10 protein-coding genes are annotated in these 14,828 nt (G+C 60.3%); 5 read left to right on the forward strand and 5 right to left on the reverse strand.

What is annotated here, in order from left to right; translation table 11 throughout:
* The first annotated feature begins 2 nt into the window (after positions 1-2).
* On the forward strand, positions 3-977 hold the full coding sequence (locus NW828_RS08135; RefSeq protein ID WP_414383105.1) for an ABC transporter permease: 975 nt from the start codon (positions 3-5) through the stop codon (positions 975-977).
* 68 nt (positions 978-1,045) lie between these two features.
* Here the strand turns inward: NW828_RS08135 and NW828_RS08140 are convergent, their stop codons facing one another.
* The 3 genes from NW828_RS08140 to NW828_RS08150 all read right to left on the reverse strand — a co-directional run bounded on the left by NW828_RS08140 (position 1,046) and on the right by NW828_RS08150 (position 4,783).
* Positions 1,046-1,564: a MarR family winged helix-turn-helix transcriptional regulator gene (locus tag NW828_RS08140; RefSeq protein WP_238376932.1), complete on the reverse strand. Its 519-nt coding sequence runs from the start codon at positions 1,562-1,564 to the stop codon at positions 1,046-1,048.
* A gap of 243 nt (positions 1,565-1,807) precedes the next feature.
* Positions 1,808-2,119: a hypothetical protein gene (locus NW828_RS08145; RefSeq protein ID WP_414383107.1), complete on the reverse strand. Its 312-nt coding sequence runs from the start codon at positions 2,117-2,119 to the stop codon at positions 1,808-1,810.
* 285 nt (positions 2,120-2,404) lie between these two features.
* A complete protein-coding gene (locus NW828_RS08150; RefSeq protein WP_414383109.1) occupies positions 2,405-4,783 on the reverse strand; it encodes a transglutaminaseTgpA domain-containing protein in 2,379 nt (792 codons plus the stop codon).
* 183 nt (positions 4,784-4,966) lie between these two features.
* Here NW828_RS08150 and uvrA point away from each other — a divergent pair, with 183 nt between their 5' ends.
* The 4 genes from uvrA (at position 4,967) to NW828_RS08170 (ending at position 12,465) form a co-directional block, all read left to right on the forward strand.
* A complete protein-coding gene (uvrA, locus tag NW828_RS08155; RefSeq protein ID WP_414383111.1) occupies positions 4,967-7,870 on the forward strand; it encodes an excinuclease ABC subunit UvrA in 2,904 nt (967 codons plus the stop codon).
* A 223-nt stretch (positions 7,871-8,093) separates the two neighbouring features.
* Positions 8,094-10,319: a hypothetical protein gene (locus tag NW828_RS08160; protein WP_414383113.1), complete on the forward strand. Its 2,226-nt coding sequence runs from the start codon at positions 8,094-8,096 to the stop codon at positions 10,317-10,319.
* Positions 10,320-10,369: 50 nt separating this feature from the next.
* On the forward strand, positions 10,370-11,689 hold the full coding sequence (locus NW828_RS08165; RefSeq protein ID WP_414383114.1) for an NAD(P)/FAD-dependent oxidoreductase: 1,320 nt from the start codon (positions 10,370-10,372) through the stop codon (positions 11,687-11,689).
* A gap of 65 nt (positions 11,690-11,754) precedes the next feature.
* Positions 11,755-12,465: a glycerophosphoryl diester phosphodiesterase membrane domain-containing protein gene (locus NW828_RS08170; protein WP_414383115.1), complete on the forward strand. Its 711-nt coding sequence runs from the start codon at positions 11,755-11,757 to the stop codon at positions 12,463-12,465.
* A gap of 58 nt (positions 12,466-12,523) precedes the next feature.
* Here the strand turns inward: NW828_RS08170 and mnmA are convergent, their stop codons facing one another.
* Both mnmA and NW828_RS08180 read right to left on the reverse strand, forming a co-directional pair.
* Positions 12,524-13,630 (reverse strand): tRNA 2-thiouridine(34) synthase MnmA, encoded by a 1,107-nt coding sequence (gene mnmA, locus NW828_RS08175; RefSeq protein ID WP_414383117.1) that lies wholly within the window; start codon positions 13,628-13,630, stop codon positions 12,524-12,526.
* A gap of 102 nt (positions 13,631-13,732) precedes the next feature.
* Positions 13,733-14,482 carry a HEAT repeat domain-containing protein gene (locus tag NW828_RS08180; RefSeq protein ID WP_049749566.1) on the reverse strand — a complete coding sequence of 250 codons (750 nt, stop codon included), beginning with the start codon at positions 14,480-14,482 and terminating at the stop codon, positions 13,733-13,735.
* Positions 14,483-14,828 lie beyond the last annotated feature (346 nt).

The raw sequence follows: 14,828 nt of genomic DNA on the forward strand, positions 1-14,828 counted from the left end.
TAATGACCGCTGCCCAACTGGTTGCTATTCTCTCCACTGCCATTGCCACCGCCACACCGTTGGTCTTTGCCTGCATAGGGGAAACCATTACCGAGCGGGCGGGGGTGATCAATCTCTCCGCAGAGGGGACGATCATGCTGGCCGCCATGGTTGGGTTCGCCGTGGCCAAGCTGACGGGAAGCTTGGTATTGGGCTTTTTGGCTGCCGCCGCGGTGGGAGTGCTGTTTGCTGGGATCGTGGCCTTTGGCTCGCTGACCCTGAAGGGATCCCAAATTGCCATTGGTTTCGTCTTGACCCTATTGGGGGCGGATTTGTCTTCCTTTTTGGGCAATCCGTTCGTGCGGATCCCAGGGCCAACGGTGCCCAGCCTGCCCATCCCCTTCCTGAGAGAGGTGCCGCTGCTGGGGCCACTCCTGTTCCAAGGGGATCTGTTGCTGTACGCCAGCTACGCGCTCATCGGGGGAACTTGGTTCTTTTTGTATCGCACTCAGCCTGGCCTGATGTTGCGGGCTATGGGAGAACAGCCGGCGGCGGCTTTTGCCCGCGGCACCAATGTCATTTTCTGGCGCTATGTTTACACCCTTGTGGGGGGATCCCTATTGGGCTTGGCGGGGGCTGCCTTTTCTCTGGATTTCAAGGCCGGCTGGAGCCACCGACATACAGCAGGGTATGGCTGGATTGCCTTGGCCATCGTCATCTTCGGTGGCTGGAACCCCTTGCGGGTAGCTCTGGGGGCCTACCTGTTCGGCATTTTGCAGTCCTTCGCTGGGGTTGCCCAGACCACCATCCGCGCCGTGCCCACCCAAGTTTTCACGGTAGCCCCCTTCGTGTTGATGATTTTGGTGTTGGTGCTCACTTCTGGGGAATGGTGGGAGTGCGGCTTGCGCGGGATCCCACCTCGGCTGCGGCGCTGGATTCAGCAGGCGGTGAAGGCCACGCCGCCGGCAGCTCTAGGGCAGCCGTTTGAACCGGGCTAGAGGTTGCTTCCGGCACTGCGGCTTGGGGGTCGCTGATCAGCCGGATCGGAGAGGGGAATCTGAAAGCGCTAGAAAATAGCCTGCAGTTTTTTAAGGCAAGCCTGGATCTGCGCCATTTCCGAGGGATCCAGCTTTTGGAAGCGCTCTTTCAAGTAGGCGACGTGGGCCGGGAAAATTTCCTCAAACAGTTTTTCCCCCGCTTCTGTCAGCACGACCTTAAAGCAGCGTCGGTTTTCCGGGGGCACTTCCCGGCGCACCAGCCCTTTTTGTTCCAGGCGATCCACAATGCCGGTCAGTGTCCCTTTGGTCACCAGCGTTTTTTGGGCCAAGACATTCATGGTCATCCCAGGGGTATTGCCAAGGGTAACCAACACATCGAATTGGGGGGCCGTCAGCCCCATTTGCCGAATGTGAACCCCGGCGTAATTTTCAAAAGCTTGGTAGGCCCGCGCCAGATCCCGCAACAGCCCCAAAAAAGGCTCACGGGCCGCCAATACCGTCCCCCTCAGCGGAACAGAGTCCTCAGGCTTGAGAACCTCGTCGCTTTGGAGAAGGGGGGATGGAGAGGAGTCAGCGGGAGTGGGCATGGTTGAAGATCGCAGTTCGCGTTGGTGGAACAAACTCAAACCCAAAGGACAGTCTCGGCTCCATGATAGCCCACTGTAGTACAGTTCTAACGCAAAATGAACTACGTCTATCTGCTTTGCTGAGCTAGCCCCTTCGCCGTTATGTGGTTCTCATAAAAAAAGGGGATCCACTGGATGGATCCCCCGTGACGGACAGAGCTTGTGGGGCAAACACCCGCCCAAGGCAGGTGACCACAGCAGACACTAGGGCTTCAGCTCGCTCCCAAAGCTCTTGGCGTGGGCACGAGTTCCTGTGGCATGGGTCACCGCTCCGGCGTTGGAAGTTCCCCCAAGCTGGTCGAAAAGGTGCCCGCGATAGGTGGTAATCACGGGAAGACGATCCCAGTTCAGAAAGCCATCGGGGCCGTAGTGGAGAATGCGTGTGATGTCCCAGTGGGAAGCCGAAGTGCCATCCGGGTGGAAGAAGATGGCCCCGTTTCCGGTCGGCTGAGGCGCCGCTTGAGCCACACTAGAGGAAAAAACTGACGAGGACAGCAGACACAAAGTTGCAGCCAAAGCCGCCCTCAAAGAATAGCTACGCACAGCTAACACGCCCTTGCGCGTTCGAAGCTGAACGTTAAAAAAACGTAACACAGCTTCAGATTAAGTTTGCAAGGGCATAGCAATGCAGCAGCGCGAAACGTGCCTGAAGCGAGTGCGCCACTGAGCGATTTCCCCGTCTGACAGTGCAGCTTACGGGGTCTATAACTAACGTTAACTATCTCTTAACTGTCTCATAACTGTCAAGGCTTCTCGCAGGGCTTTTGGGGTACCTGTTCTAAGGCGCAGCCGTCCCTCTGGTCAAGTGGCTCTTCTGGAGGTGATGGCGGGGTTTTTGGCCAGTGGCTGCCATGCTTGCCTAAGCTGTCTGAGTTGCTGTTGCCAGCGCTGCAATTCGCCCGCCTCCAACGGGATCCCACCGAAGCGCACCTCCAGGTAGCGCTCCAAGAACTGGATGGCCACCTGGGCTTGTGGTAAGTCGGAGTGGCGCAAGTGTTCCAGGCAGGCCTCAGGGCCTAGGTGGGCTGGGATCCCCACCGCCGTCGCCAGATCCCGCAGTTGCAGATAAAGCCTTGAGATAAGCTGGCGGCGCTGCTGCGACTTGGGTAGAGCCGCCGGGATCCAGCGCATCCCAGCAAAGGCCAGACTCGGTAGCAAGAGGCCAACCATCCAGGTGGGCCAGGGGGGCGGAGGCTGCCACAGGGATCCCATCACCACCCCATTGGCGGCAGTGGCCAACAGAATCCACCCCCCATCCTGCCAGCGCAAAGCCCGATAGCGGCGGCGGCGACCCCAATAGGCCATGGATCCGGTGATCAAAACCACCCCCAACACCGGCAGGCCATTCTGCTGCAACGTTTGCCCCAAGGCAACCAGGCTGCGACGGAAGCCAGCACCGGCATCCTCTCGATCCGGAGAGGCGGCTACAGCGCTGGCCATCTCCTGAATCTGCCGCCAGATCTGCTGCTGGGTGGATAGGTCGTACTGGATGACGTACTTGAACCAGCGAAAGCGCAAGCTGTCGTAGAAATCTTGAAGGGGATCCCACCAGGTTTCCCGCCGGCTGACATTGGCCTCTGCCGGCGTAGCGTCAAAGATGACCCAGCCGTAGGGGCCAAAGGGGATCTCCGTCCAGGAATGGGCGTCGGCATTGCGTACTGCCAGATAATTTTCCTGCGCCACCCAGCGCCCGCCCAAAAAGCCATTCACCATCCGGGCCGGGATGCCAATGCTGCGGGCCAGCACCGTCAGGGCTGTGGCGAAATATTCGCAGTGGCCCCGCCGATGGGTGAACAGAAAGGCTTCCAAAGGCGGTTCAGGGCCGGGATCCGGCAGATCGGTGGTATAGGCGTAGTTCTCCAGCAGGTAGTTCTGCAAAGCCGTCACCTTGCCAAAGACATCGGGGATCCCAGCGGTAACGTCTTCAGCCAAGGCGGGAATGCGCGGATCCAGGTCTGCTGGCAACTGCAGATAGGCTGCCTGTTGGACTGGGTCGAGAGCACTGAACAGCTCCGCGTGGCCTAGCCGGCGCAAGCGCGGGCTTAACTCCCTTGAGATCCGGCTCCGGGCACGGTAGAGATGGGGCACCTGCCGAGGCAGAGAATGGCCGATATCTCCGGTCTCGCTCAGGATGAGGCGGCGATTTTGCCGTTGCCAGGCTTGTTGCACCGTCGCCGCTCCCCCCCGCTCCAGCCATTCAACTTCCACCAGTGGGGCCACCCCAAAAACGGTGTTGGTGGCCAGCGGCTCCAGATAGATGAGCTGCTCCAGCGGGAAGAACTGGAGTTCGGGGGCTGTGGGGATCAAGCTGGAGGCAGAGAGATCAAATACCCCTGCTGCGTTGGGGAAAATGGGGATGAAGCGGTCTAGCGTCCGCGACCAGGCCCGTCCATCGTAGCGATCGAAGCTGATCCCCCGCCAGTAGAGGGACTCCACACGGGGCGGCACCCCTGCCGGAAATTCCACCCGCATGACAACGGTGTTATCGGTTTTGAGGGTGCCGAATGCTCCCAGGCTGACTTCCTCGGCAAAGCCAGTGGTCATCACCGGCGAGCGGGCCTGGCGACCCAGAATTCCTAAACTGACCCGCGGGAACAAGAAAAACAAAGCCACGGACAGGATCACCGCCAGCAAGGCCAGGGATCCGAGAAAGCCCAAAAAGTTGAGGTTGATGCCACGGGTTTGGCTGGCTGCCTGCGGGTGCTGCTCTGCTTGCAGGCGCAGGTGGTAAAGGGTGAGGTTGATTAGCCCTACCCCCACGTACAGCAAAAACAGCAGCCCAAAGCTGATGTCTTCGTTGAACAGAGTGGCAATGGCCATCAGCAGCAGAGACAGCACCGCCAACTGAATGTGATCCGCCGCCCGTTCCCGCTGAAACAGCTTGGCCCCTGTTAGGTAAAGCACCAAGCCAATGGCCCCATCGGAAAAGGCAAGGATCCCGGAGATGACCAAAGCCAGCAGGCTGAGCAACACCGCCACCGTCAGAGGCATCCACAGGGGGGCATAGCGGGCAAAAGCAATCCTTGGCGGCTCCCAAAACCAACTGCAGGCCCCTGCGGCCAAGCAAACGGCAATGACCGGTGGCGACAGAGCCTGATCCCCCAGACAAAGGGCCGTGAAGGCGATCCCCACCAACAGGTAAACAAACACCTTTTGAACGGATGGCAGTGTCCAGGTCATGGCCCTTGGGATTCAATCCTTTCCAGCATAGCCAAGTCTTTTTTGCTACCGGTTTGCCCTCCCTGGGATCCCCTTTTGGACAAAGCGAAGAGCATTAGAATCGTTAACTAAGAATCGTTAAGATTTTGTTACTCGCCGGTCTCGACGGGATGCCTGTGACACGCTGCGCGAAAAGGTGGTGAGATGTCCAGCCAAAACGAAATTCATGTGGTGGGGGCGCGGCAGCACAACCTCAAAAATGTCAACCTGCGGATCCCGCGCGATCGCCTGGTGGTATTCACGGGCGTCTCCGGATCGGGCAAGTCCTCCTTGGCTTTCGACACCATCTTTGCCGAGGGACAGCGGCGCTATGTGGAATCCCTCAGCGCCTATGCGCGACAGTTTTTGGGGCAACTGGACAAACCGGATGTGGATCGCATCGAAGGGCTGAGTCCGGCCATCTCCATCGATCAAAAGTCCACCAGCCACAACCCCCGTTCCACCGTCGGCACCGTTACCGAAATCTACGACTACCTGCGGCTTCTGTACGGAAGAGCTGGGATCCCGCACTGCCCCCATTGCAACCGGGTGATCGCCCCCCAGACGGTGGATCAAATTGTGGATCAGATCCTGGCCCTGCCGGATCGGACGCGGTTTCAGTTGCTCTCGCCGGTGGTGAAGGGGAAAAAGGGCACCCATGCCAACCTGTTGCAAAGCTTGCGCCAGCAAGGGTTTGTGCGCGTGCGCATCGACGGCCAGGTGCGGGATCTGAGCGAGGAGATCGAGTTAGCCAAAAACAAAACCCACACCCTTGAGGTTGTGGTGGATCGGCTGGTCAAGAGCCCCGACATAGCGGAGCGACTGGCCGATTCTCTGGCAACCTGCCTGCGCCAGTCGGGAGGAATTGCGGTGGTGGAGCTGCTGCCGCGGGAAGAGGAGCGAGAACAGCTGCTGCAAAAGGTGGCCGAGTCGGCGGGGCAATACCTGAACAGCAAGCCAACGGAGCTGATTTTTTCTGAGCAATTTGCCTGCCCGGAGCACGGTTCGGTGATGGGCGAGCTGTCGCCGCGCCTGTTTTCCTTCAACTCGCCGATTGGGGCCTGTCCTGTCTGCCACGGGCTGGGTTTTGAGCCCATCTTCGACCCCGAGCGGATCGTGCCCGATCCCAAGCTCCCCTTGTACGCGGCCATCGCCCCTTGGGCAGAGCGGGAGAACCCCTACTATCTGGCCCTGTTGGCGGGAGCCGCCAAGGCTTTTGGCTTTGACCTCAGCAGCCGCTGGTGTGATCTCACCCCCCAGCAACAGCAGATCATCCTCTACGGCGCCGACCAGGAGGTCTACATCGCCGAGGTAGAATCTCAGTACCGAGGCCGGGGGTACTATCGCCGCTATGAGGGGGTGATTCCCCAATTGCAGCGGCACTACCAGGAAACCACTTCCGAAATCTATCGGCAAAAGCTGGAAGCCTACCTCACCTACCGTCCCTGTTCCGCCTGTCGGGGATCCCGTCTCAAGCCGGAAGCTCTGGCCGTGCGCATCGGCGGCTACCGCATTACCGATCTCACCGAGATCTCCATCCGCGACTGCCTGCACCGCCTGGAGCAGTTGAAACTTACCCCGCGACAAGTGCAGATCGGCGAGCTGGTGCTGCGGGAGATCAAAACCCGGCTGCAGTTTTTGGTGGATGTGGGCCTGGACTACCTAACGCTGGCCCGCCCGGCCATGACCCTCTCCGGGGGCGAGGCGCAGCGGATCCGGCTGGCCAGCCAGATGGGCTCCGGCTTGACGGGGGTGCTCTACGTGTTGGACGAACCCTCGATTGGCCTCCACCAGCGGGACAACGAGCGCCTGTTGCAAACCCTGTTTCGCCTGCGAGATCTGGGCAACACCCTGATCGTGGTGGAACACGACGAAGAAACCATCCGTGCCGCCGACCACATCGTCGATATCGGCCCTGGGGCCGGCATCCACGGGGGGGAAGTGGTGGCCCAGGGATCCCTGGCGGACATCATGGCCTGCGAGCGCTCCATCACCGGAGCTTATCTTTCGGGGCGGCTGCGGATCCCTACCCCTGCGCAGCGGCGGGCTGGGAAAGCGGTTGCCCTCAAGCTCACCAATGCCCACAAAAACAACCTCAAGCACATCGATGTGGAGATCCCTCTGGGCAAGTTGGTCTGTGTTACAGGCGTCTCCGGCTCCGGCAAATCCACCTTGGTCAACGAATTGCTCTACCCTGCCCTGCAGCACCATCTTGGACACAAGGTGCCCCAACCCGCGGAGATGGGAGAACTTGAGGGCATCGAACACATCGACAAGGTGATCGTCATCGACCAATCTCCCATTGGCCGTACCCCCCGCTCCAACCCTGCCACCTACACGGGTTTGTTTGATCCCATCCGCCAAACCTTTGCCCAAACCTTGGATGCCAAGGCCAGAGGCTACCCATCCGGCCACTTTTCCTTCAATGTCAAGGGGGGGCGCTGTGAAGCCTGCAAAGGGCAGGGGGTGAACGTGATTGAAATGAACTTCCTGCCCGATGTGTACGTCACCTGTGAAGTCTGTGGGGGCAGCCGCTACAGCCGCGAAACCCTGCAGGTCAGGTACAAGGGCAAGAACATCGCCGAAGTCCTGGATATGACGGTGGGGGAGGCGCTGGAGTTTTTCGCTGCCCTGCCTCCTGCCGCCAAGATCCTGCAGACCTTGGCCGATGTGGGCCTCGATTACATCAAGCTGGGCCAGCCAGCTCCTACCCTCTCCGGTGGGGAAGCGCAACGGGTCAAGCTGGCCGCAGAACTGGCCCGCCGCTCCACCGGCAAAACCCTCTATCTGCTGGATGAGCCCTCCACCGGCTTGTCTTTTTACGATGTCCACAAGCTCTTGAACGTCCTGCAACGGCTGGTGGATACAGGCAACACCGTGCTGGTGATCGAGCATAACCTGGACATTCTCCGCTGTGCTGATTGGATTATTGACTTGGGGCCAGAGGGCGGCGACCACGGCGGCCAGATCATCGCCGTTGGCACTCCAGAACAGGTGGCTGAGCACCCCGGATCCCATACAGGGCGATATTTGAAGCAGGTTTTGCAACAACATCCCCCAGGTCGCTGAGCAACTCAGCCTGCTCCAGGGAGAAAGTTGACCGAAAGCGGCTGTCGGGATCCCCTTTCGCTTTTTGCTCTGCTCACCTCAGCCATGGCGGTGGAGGACTGATGCGGCGAGGACTCTATCCCACCCAGGCGCTCCGCACTGTGAACGCAAGGGTGAACGGTTAGCCTGAGTCTCACGTCGCTATGGCATGATGGGTCGGAAGGAAAAGGTTCGCACTCTCCCCGTGGTAGGGCAGACCCTGGGTGGCCGCTATCAGATCTTGGAAGCACTGGGATCCAGCGGACAAACCTACTTGGCACAGGATAGCCATCATCCTGAGCGGCTTCGGGTGGTGCTCAGGCGCTGGCAGGCCGGCCAAAATGCTCCGCACCGGGAACACAGTGAGGACTCCGCCTCGCTACGGCATCTCTTTCAGCAAGAAGTGGCGCTGCGGGAGCACCTGGGATCCCACGAGGGTATCCCCCGCCTGTTGGCCTGCTTTGAGCAAGAGGGGGAGTTTTATTGGGTGGAAGAATGGGTTGAAGGGCCCACCCTGGAACAAGCTCTATTGCTAGGTAACGCAACCGAGAGGGGCCAGCTAACGACTCCGTCCCGCCAAATGCACTGCCATTGGGGGCACGACTGGACAGAGGCTGAGGTACGAGCCTTGTTGCAGGATGTGCTGCAAACCTTGGCCTTCCTGAATGGGGAAGGGGTGAGCTGCTGCAACCTGCAGCCCTCTCGCTTGATCTACCGTCAGGCGGATGGCCGATGGGTGTTGTTGAAGTGGGGGGGTGAGGAACAGGGTCTGGCTTTTTCCGGCTCTGGCTTCGGGAACCCCTATGGCCCCAGGCATTGCAGCGACCTCTATGCTCTTGGGCTGATTGCCCTGCAGGCCCTCTGCGGGATCCCGCCCCAGAAGCTGTTTCGCGACCCGTTGACGGGGGAGTTGCGCTGGCACGATCTGGCCTCTACTAGCGCTCCTTTTGCTGCTTTTCTGGATCGTTTGGTGAGCTGCAACCCACAACAGTGCTTTCCTTCAGCAACAGCAGCTCTGGCCGCTTTGCAGGCTTTGCCCCCCGCCGAGAGCCCCCCTGCCGCCGAACTCCTGTCCCAGCCCAGCCCTGTCGCCGCCGAGCCCTTACAGGAGCCAACCACCCCACCGCGTTCTCCGGTATCGCTGCGGGCGCGTCCCCAGATCCCACCGGTTTGGGCAGGAGGCAGCTTGGCGGCTTTGCTGGCGTTGACGGTGGCAGGGGTATGGCAGATGAGGGCGAACCTTGGCCTGCGGGGGGAGCCCAAGGATTCTGTCCCCCTCACGAGAACGGGATCCTCTGGCCCGGCAAAGCGCAACGGCCTGGCACTCCGTCCTACTCGCGAGAACGGTTCTCATGCCTCCGTCCCCACCGCCGTCACGGTCGCGGAAGCGTCGCGTAGCGATAACGACCCGGCAGACTGGGCCAAGTCTTTGCAGCTCAAGGCTACGCTGGAAGGCCCTGTCGCCGTCACTGCTCTGGCCATCAGCCCGGATGGAAATCTCCTTGCTGCCGGGGGAGACGACGGCGTGATCCGGCTTTGGGATCCCCAGGCTGGCCAACTGCTCCAGAGCTGGGCAGGCCACGAGGGATCCATCGAAGCGTTGGCCATCAGCCCGGATGGCACTTTTCTGGTCAGTGGGGGGGCCGACAAAACAGTGCGCGTCTGGGATTTTCCGGCTCTCCCGCCGGGGGATGGGGTGCCACGGTTGCAGTTGCAGGGACACATGGAGCTGATCAACAGCGTCGCCATCAGCCCAGAGGGTCGCTGGATCGCCAGTGGCAGCGCCGACCGCACCATCCGCCTTTGGCAGGCCGACAACGGCCAGTTGATCCGCACCCTGGCGCCTCCCACTGCTGCCGCCCAGGAGACCCCTCAGAGGGCTGGCATTACAGCAGTGGCCTTTGGCCCAAGACCTACCCGTATGAATACTTCCCACCAATCTGAAGGGATCCCCCCTTGGATCTTGGTGGCCGCCAATGGAGATCCCACCGTTCACCTTTGGGATCCTGGCAGCGGGGCCTTGCTGGAAACCCTAAAGGCCGACTACCCCATCGAGCAGGTGCTTCTGAGTCCAGATGGCCGCTATTTGCTCGCTGGCAGTACCGGTGGCATCTTGGTCTGGAACTTGGGCACGGGATCCTTGGAGCGCACCTTGCCCCAGACTTTGTCCGGCTTGGCCGCCCTTGCCCTCAGCCCTGATGGACGCTTGCTCGCCAGCGGCACCGATTACCGCGCTCACCAGATCAAGCTCTGGGATCTGCGCAGCGGAGAACAGTTGCGCACCCTGGGCGGCCAGACTTGGATGGTGAGCGTCTTGCTGTTTGGCCCCGGTCGCGGAAGCGTCGCGCAGCGATATGGGCAGACCCTTCTCAGTGGTGGCGCCGATGGCTCAATTCGCATTTGGGGGCCAGCCGACCCAGCTCAGCCCTAGTGGGATCCAAGCAGATAAAATACTCGACGAAGAAGGGATCCCGGCAGAGCATGGGCAAAGTTGTCATCATTGGAGCGGGGCTGGCCGGCTTGGCTTGCGCCAAAGTGCTGAGCCAGGCGGGGTGGAGGGATGTCCTGGTTCTGGAAAAAAGCGACGGCCCTGGGGGGCGGGTGCGTACCGACAAGGTGGATGGCTTTCGCCTGGATCGCGGTTTTCAGGTGCTGTTCACCGCCTATCCCAAAGTGCGACAGCATTTGGATCTGGGCAAGCTCGATCCCCGTCCCTACCGGCCCGGCGCTATTTTGGCTCAACCCGGTCGCTGCTGGCTGTTGGGGGATCCCCTACGGGATCTGTCCAGCCTTCTCCCCTCTTTGCTCAACCCCTTGGCCAGCTTTGGGGACAAGCTCAAGGTGCTGCAATTGCGATCCGAGCTGGCGCGCCGCAGCCCGGAGCAGGTTTTTCAAGAAGGGCTAGGGGGATCCGATTGCTCGCTGCGGGAGTTTCTGGAGCAGTACGGCTTTTCCCAACAGATCTGCCAGCACTTTTTCTACCCCTTTTTCCGCGGGATCCTTCTAGATCCGGATCTGGGCAGTAGCGCCCGCCTCTTTGCCTTTTATTTCAAGATGATGGCCGAGGGATCCATTGTCACCCCGGCCTTGGGCATGGGAGAACTGGCCCGACAACTGGCCGGTCACCTGTCCCCCGAACAGATTCGCTACCAAACCCCGGTGGAGCGCATCCTGGCAGAAGACGGGAAAGTGCGCGGGATCCGCACCGCCAAGGGTGAAGAGATCCCTGCCGAGTGGGTAGTTTGTGCTACTGATGCCCCTCAGGCACGGGCCTGGCAGGCGGAGCTGTGCCCTCAAGCCCCCACCCCCATTCCCACCCAGGGGCGAGCGGTGGCCTGTCTCTACTTCTGCGCCCCCTTTTCCCTCAGCCGCGGCGCCTACTTGTACCTCAACGCCACCGGCCAGGGCTGGATCAACCATTGGGTCCAACTTACCCGCATCAGCCCGGCGCTGGCTCCTCCTGGCCAACACCTGTATTCGGTGGTGGTGCTAGGGGATCCCCCCTTGAGGGACGAGGAACTGGCCCAAGCCTGCCGGGCCGAGCTGCAAACTTACTTCCCCGTCGCGGCAGCGTCGCGTAGCGATAAAGCCCCCTTGGAGCAACTGCGCCTGCTGCGGGTGTACCGGATCCCTTTTGCCCAGTTTGTACAACCCCCCGGCTTTCAGCAGCATCTGGTTCCCACCTTTAGCGGCCTGCCGGGCCTCCTTTGGGCCGGGGAATACACCCACCAGAGCAGCCTCGAGGGATCCCTGCGCAGCGGCGAACAGGCAGCGGCGTGGATTCTCCAAAAATCGGCGTAAATCTGTACAAAGCAATACAGACTTTCTTAAGCCTATTCCCAGCAACAAAGCTGGGATCCCGTGGTATGAAGGGGGTGGACTTGGTTGCCCACGAGGATCCCTCTGTTATGCAGAATGTTACCCTCAACCCCTTCTCCCTTTTGCAGCGCTCGCTGGAACTGGTAGGCCCTATCTATGGGCCGCTGCTGATCCTGGCTTCTCCTGGCTTTATCATTCCCATCGTCGCGGAGCTGATCCCGCTTGCTGGGGGGATCCTCAACTTGGCCTATGGCCTGATTGGTGCGCCCATCCTGGCCGGGGCAGCCTTCTGGTTGGTGGATCAGCACTTGAAGCAGCGAACTCCCCCGCTGGGCAACAGCCTGGATCGGGCTGTCTCTAGGGCAGTGCCTCTGGTATTCGGCAGCATTCTGCTGGTGTTGATTGTCTCGCTGGGGATGCTGTTGTTTGTGCTTCCCGGAATCTACTGGGGGGTGAGGCTAGCTTTTACCCTCTACGCGATTGCCCTGGAAGACAAAGGTGCCACGGAAGGGTTGGGCTACAGTTGGAACCTCGTCAGGGGCCGTTGGTGGGGGGTGTTTTGGGCATTTCTGGCTGTGGCCTTGATCTTCGGCATCGCGATCCTGATGATTTCGTTTTTTGTTGGGGGGATCCTGGGAGCTACCCTAGGTGCGGCTGTGGTTGGGAATGCTGCCGCCACGGCAGTTGCGCCTATCCTCGATATCTATACAGTGCTCCTGTTCCGATCCCTGCAGCAGCTGCAAGCGCAAGCAGCGTAGTTTGGCTTGCCCTCACCCCCAACCCTTCCCCCCTGGAGAGAGGGAAGTTGCAGTTGGCCTAGGGAGAAGGGCGCTCCAGGATCCCTCCCCCCAGCAGGAGATCCCCGTGGTACCAGACAGCGGCTTGGCCAGGAGTGACCCCAAACTGCGGCTCGGCAAACTGCAGCTTTACCCGCTCTGGCGGTTCCGGGATCACCATGGCGGGCACTGGGGGGGTACGGTAGCGCACCTGAACCTCAACAGCCAAGGATGCCGTCGGCGCCGGGATAGAGACCCAGTTGACTTGGCTTACCCACGCTTCAGCCTGGGTAGCCTCCTCCCGTTCCCCCACGACAACGCGGTTCATGGCCGCATCGATGCGCACCACGTAAAGCGGACGGGAAGAGGCAATCCCCAACCCCTTGCGCTGGCCCACCGTGTAGTGGTGGATGCCCTCATGGGATCCCAGCACTCGCCCCTGGGTATCGACGATTTCCCCTGGCCTTTGCCCAAGGTACTGATCCAAAAAGCTCCGCATCGAGCCATAGGTTTCAATCAAGCAGAGATCCTGGCTTTCGGGCTTGTCGGCTGTAACCAGCCCGTAGCGGGCAGCCAACTGACGGGTTTGGGCCTTGGTGTACTCGCCCAAGGGGAAGAGGCTATGGGCTAGGTGCTCTTGGCTGAGGTCGTAGAGAAAATAGGACTGATCCTTCTGCCGATCTACCGCCCGCAGGAGTTGGTAACGTCCTAGCTCGGCGTTAAAGCGCACCCGTGCGTAGTGGCCGGTGGCCATCTGCGAGATGCCCAGCTTTTCGCGGGCATAGGCCAGCAACGGGCCGAATTTCACCAGCTTGTTGCATTGGGAGCAGGGCAGGGGAGTAATGCCCTCCGCGTAGCCGGCTACCAGGTAATCGACAATGTTGGCCTGGAACAGCTCGCGGCTATCCACCACATGGTGCGGGATCCCCAGCTGCTCACAAACAGCTGCCGCATCCACCAACCCTTCGGTACAGCACTGCCCCTTCCCCCTCATGAGCCAGAGGGTGACCCCCTCCACGGCGTAGCCCTGTTCCTGCAAAAGGGCCGCCACCGTAGAGCTATCCACACCCCCAGAAAGGGCCGCCACAATGCGGGGCCGCGACGGGGATGCAACAGGTGAAACCGATGAGTGGGGGCTGATAACCATTGAGACAAGGGATCCTAGGAAAAGAAAGGCTCAGCCGGAAACAGAGGAGGCCTCTCTCTGGGGATTGGGGAACCCGGAACAAGCTGAGCCGGGATCTTTACTTTAGCCTTCCTCAGAATTGGCTGGCCCGGATCCCTTCTCAGGGGTGGTTTCTGAGATGCCCCTTTGCCGCAAGCGCCGCAGCGAATCCAGAGCCGCCGCCGCAACGCTATCGTGGGGATCCCTGGCCAGGTAGTTGAGAGCAGAAACGCTCTTGGGGGAAGGCAAATTGCCCAGCGCTTGGGCCAGCCGCTGCCGCACCAGCCAGTCTTCCGATTGGGCAAACCGCAGGATGTGATCCAGGGCCCGCGGATCCCCCAGTTCTCCCAAAGCTGCGATGGCCGCCTGTTGTAGCAGCTCTTCTGGCCCCTCCAACGCCCGCAGCAGCACGTCGTAAGCCCGCGGATCCTTCAAGTTCCCCAAGGCCACCGCGGCACTGAAGCGCACCAGCCATTCTACATCCTCGTAGAAAGCACGCACTAAAGCTTCAAAAGCCCGCGGATCTTCCAAGTAGCCCAGGGCACCTGCCGCGTCGGCGCGAATGCCATAATCCGGGTCTTGGGTGAGGATTTCCAGCAATTTGGGCAGACAGGCGTCCGTTTGCTTGATCCCCAGGGCAAAGACGGCAAAAGAGCGCACCTGCAGGTTCTCATCGTCGATGACCTGCAAAATCAGCGGCACCGCCTGCTCTGCCGGCACATCCCGCAACTGGGCCAAGGCCACCATCCGGTCTGCAGAACGCGGGCTGCGCAAGCGTTGAGCGATCTCCTGTAAACGGGCGGGGTTGGCGGGATCCAAAGCAGAGACAGTCATGGCGTTAACAAATATTTACAATCTTTCTTCAGTATGGCAAACGAGGCTGCGCTTGGACAGAGGCCGTCTTTGTCTGGCCCGGTCGGGATCTCTGGGGACATGGTGCCACTGTTTCGATCGACAAATCCTAGCACTGTTGTCGAGAAAAGCAGGTTGACTTGGCCCCATCACGAAGATTTTGGATATTTTGGTGGAGAGGATACGAGGCTGATACATTTACGCTGAACACTGCTGAACATCACTGTTCAACTATGCAGCGATAGCATTCCGTTTGTTTCCAAACAGAATGGCGGTATCCCGCAAAGCTTTGAGTAGAATACCCAAAGCGCAGTTTCCGTGTCGTCTT

It is taken from the genome of Synechococcus sp. W55.2 (assembly GCF_047461635.1).
Classification (GTDB): Bacteria; Cyanobacteriota; Cyanobacteriia; order Thermostichales; family Thermostichaceae; genus Thermostichus.

Bases quoted from the DNA above. Each gene is read 5' to 3' on its own strand.
- NW828_RS08135 (WP_414383105.1), top strand. From the start codon at position 3: ATGACCGCTGCCCAACTGGTTGCTATTCTCTCCACTGCCATTGCCACC.
- NW828_RS08140 (WP_238376932.1), bottom strand. From the start codon at position 1,564: ATGCCCACTCCCGCTGACTCCTCTCCATCCCCCCTTCTCCAAAGCGAC.
- NW828_RS08150 (WP_414383109.1), bottom strand. From the start codon at position 4,783: ATGACCTGGACACTGCCATCCGTTCAAAAGGTGTTTGTTTACCTGTTG.
- uvrA (WP_414383111.1), top strand. From the start codon at position 4,967: ATGTCCAGCCAAAACGAAATTCATGTGGTGGGGGCGCGGCAGCACAAC.
- NW828_RS08165 (WP_414383114.1), top strand. From the start codon at position 10,370: ATGGGCAAAGTTGTCATCATTGGAGCGGGGCTGGCCGGCTTGGCTTGC.
- NW828_RS08170 (WP_414383115.1), top strand. From the start codon at position 11,755: ATGAAGGGGGTGGACTTGGTTGCCCACGAGGATCCCTCTGTTATGCAG.
- mnmA (WP_414383117.1), bottom strand. From the start codon at position 13,630: ATGGTTATCAGCCCCCACTCATCGGTTTCACCTGTTGCATCCCCGTCG.
- NW828_RS08180 (WP_049749566.1), bottom strand. From the start codon at position 14,482: ATGACTGTCTCTGCTTTGGATCCCGCCAACCCCGCCCGTTTACAGGAG.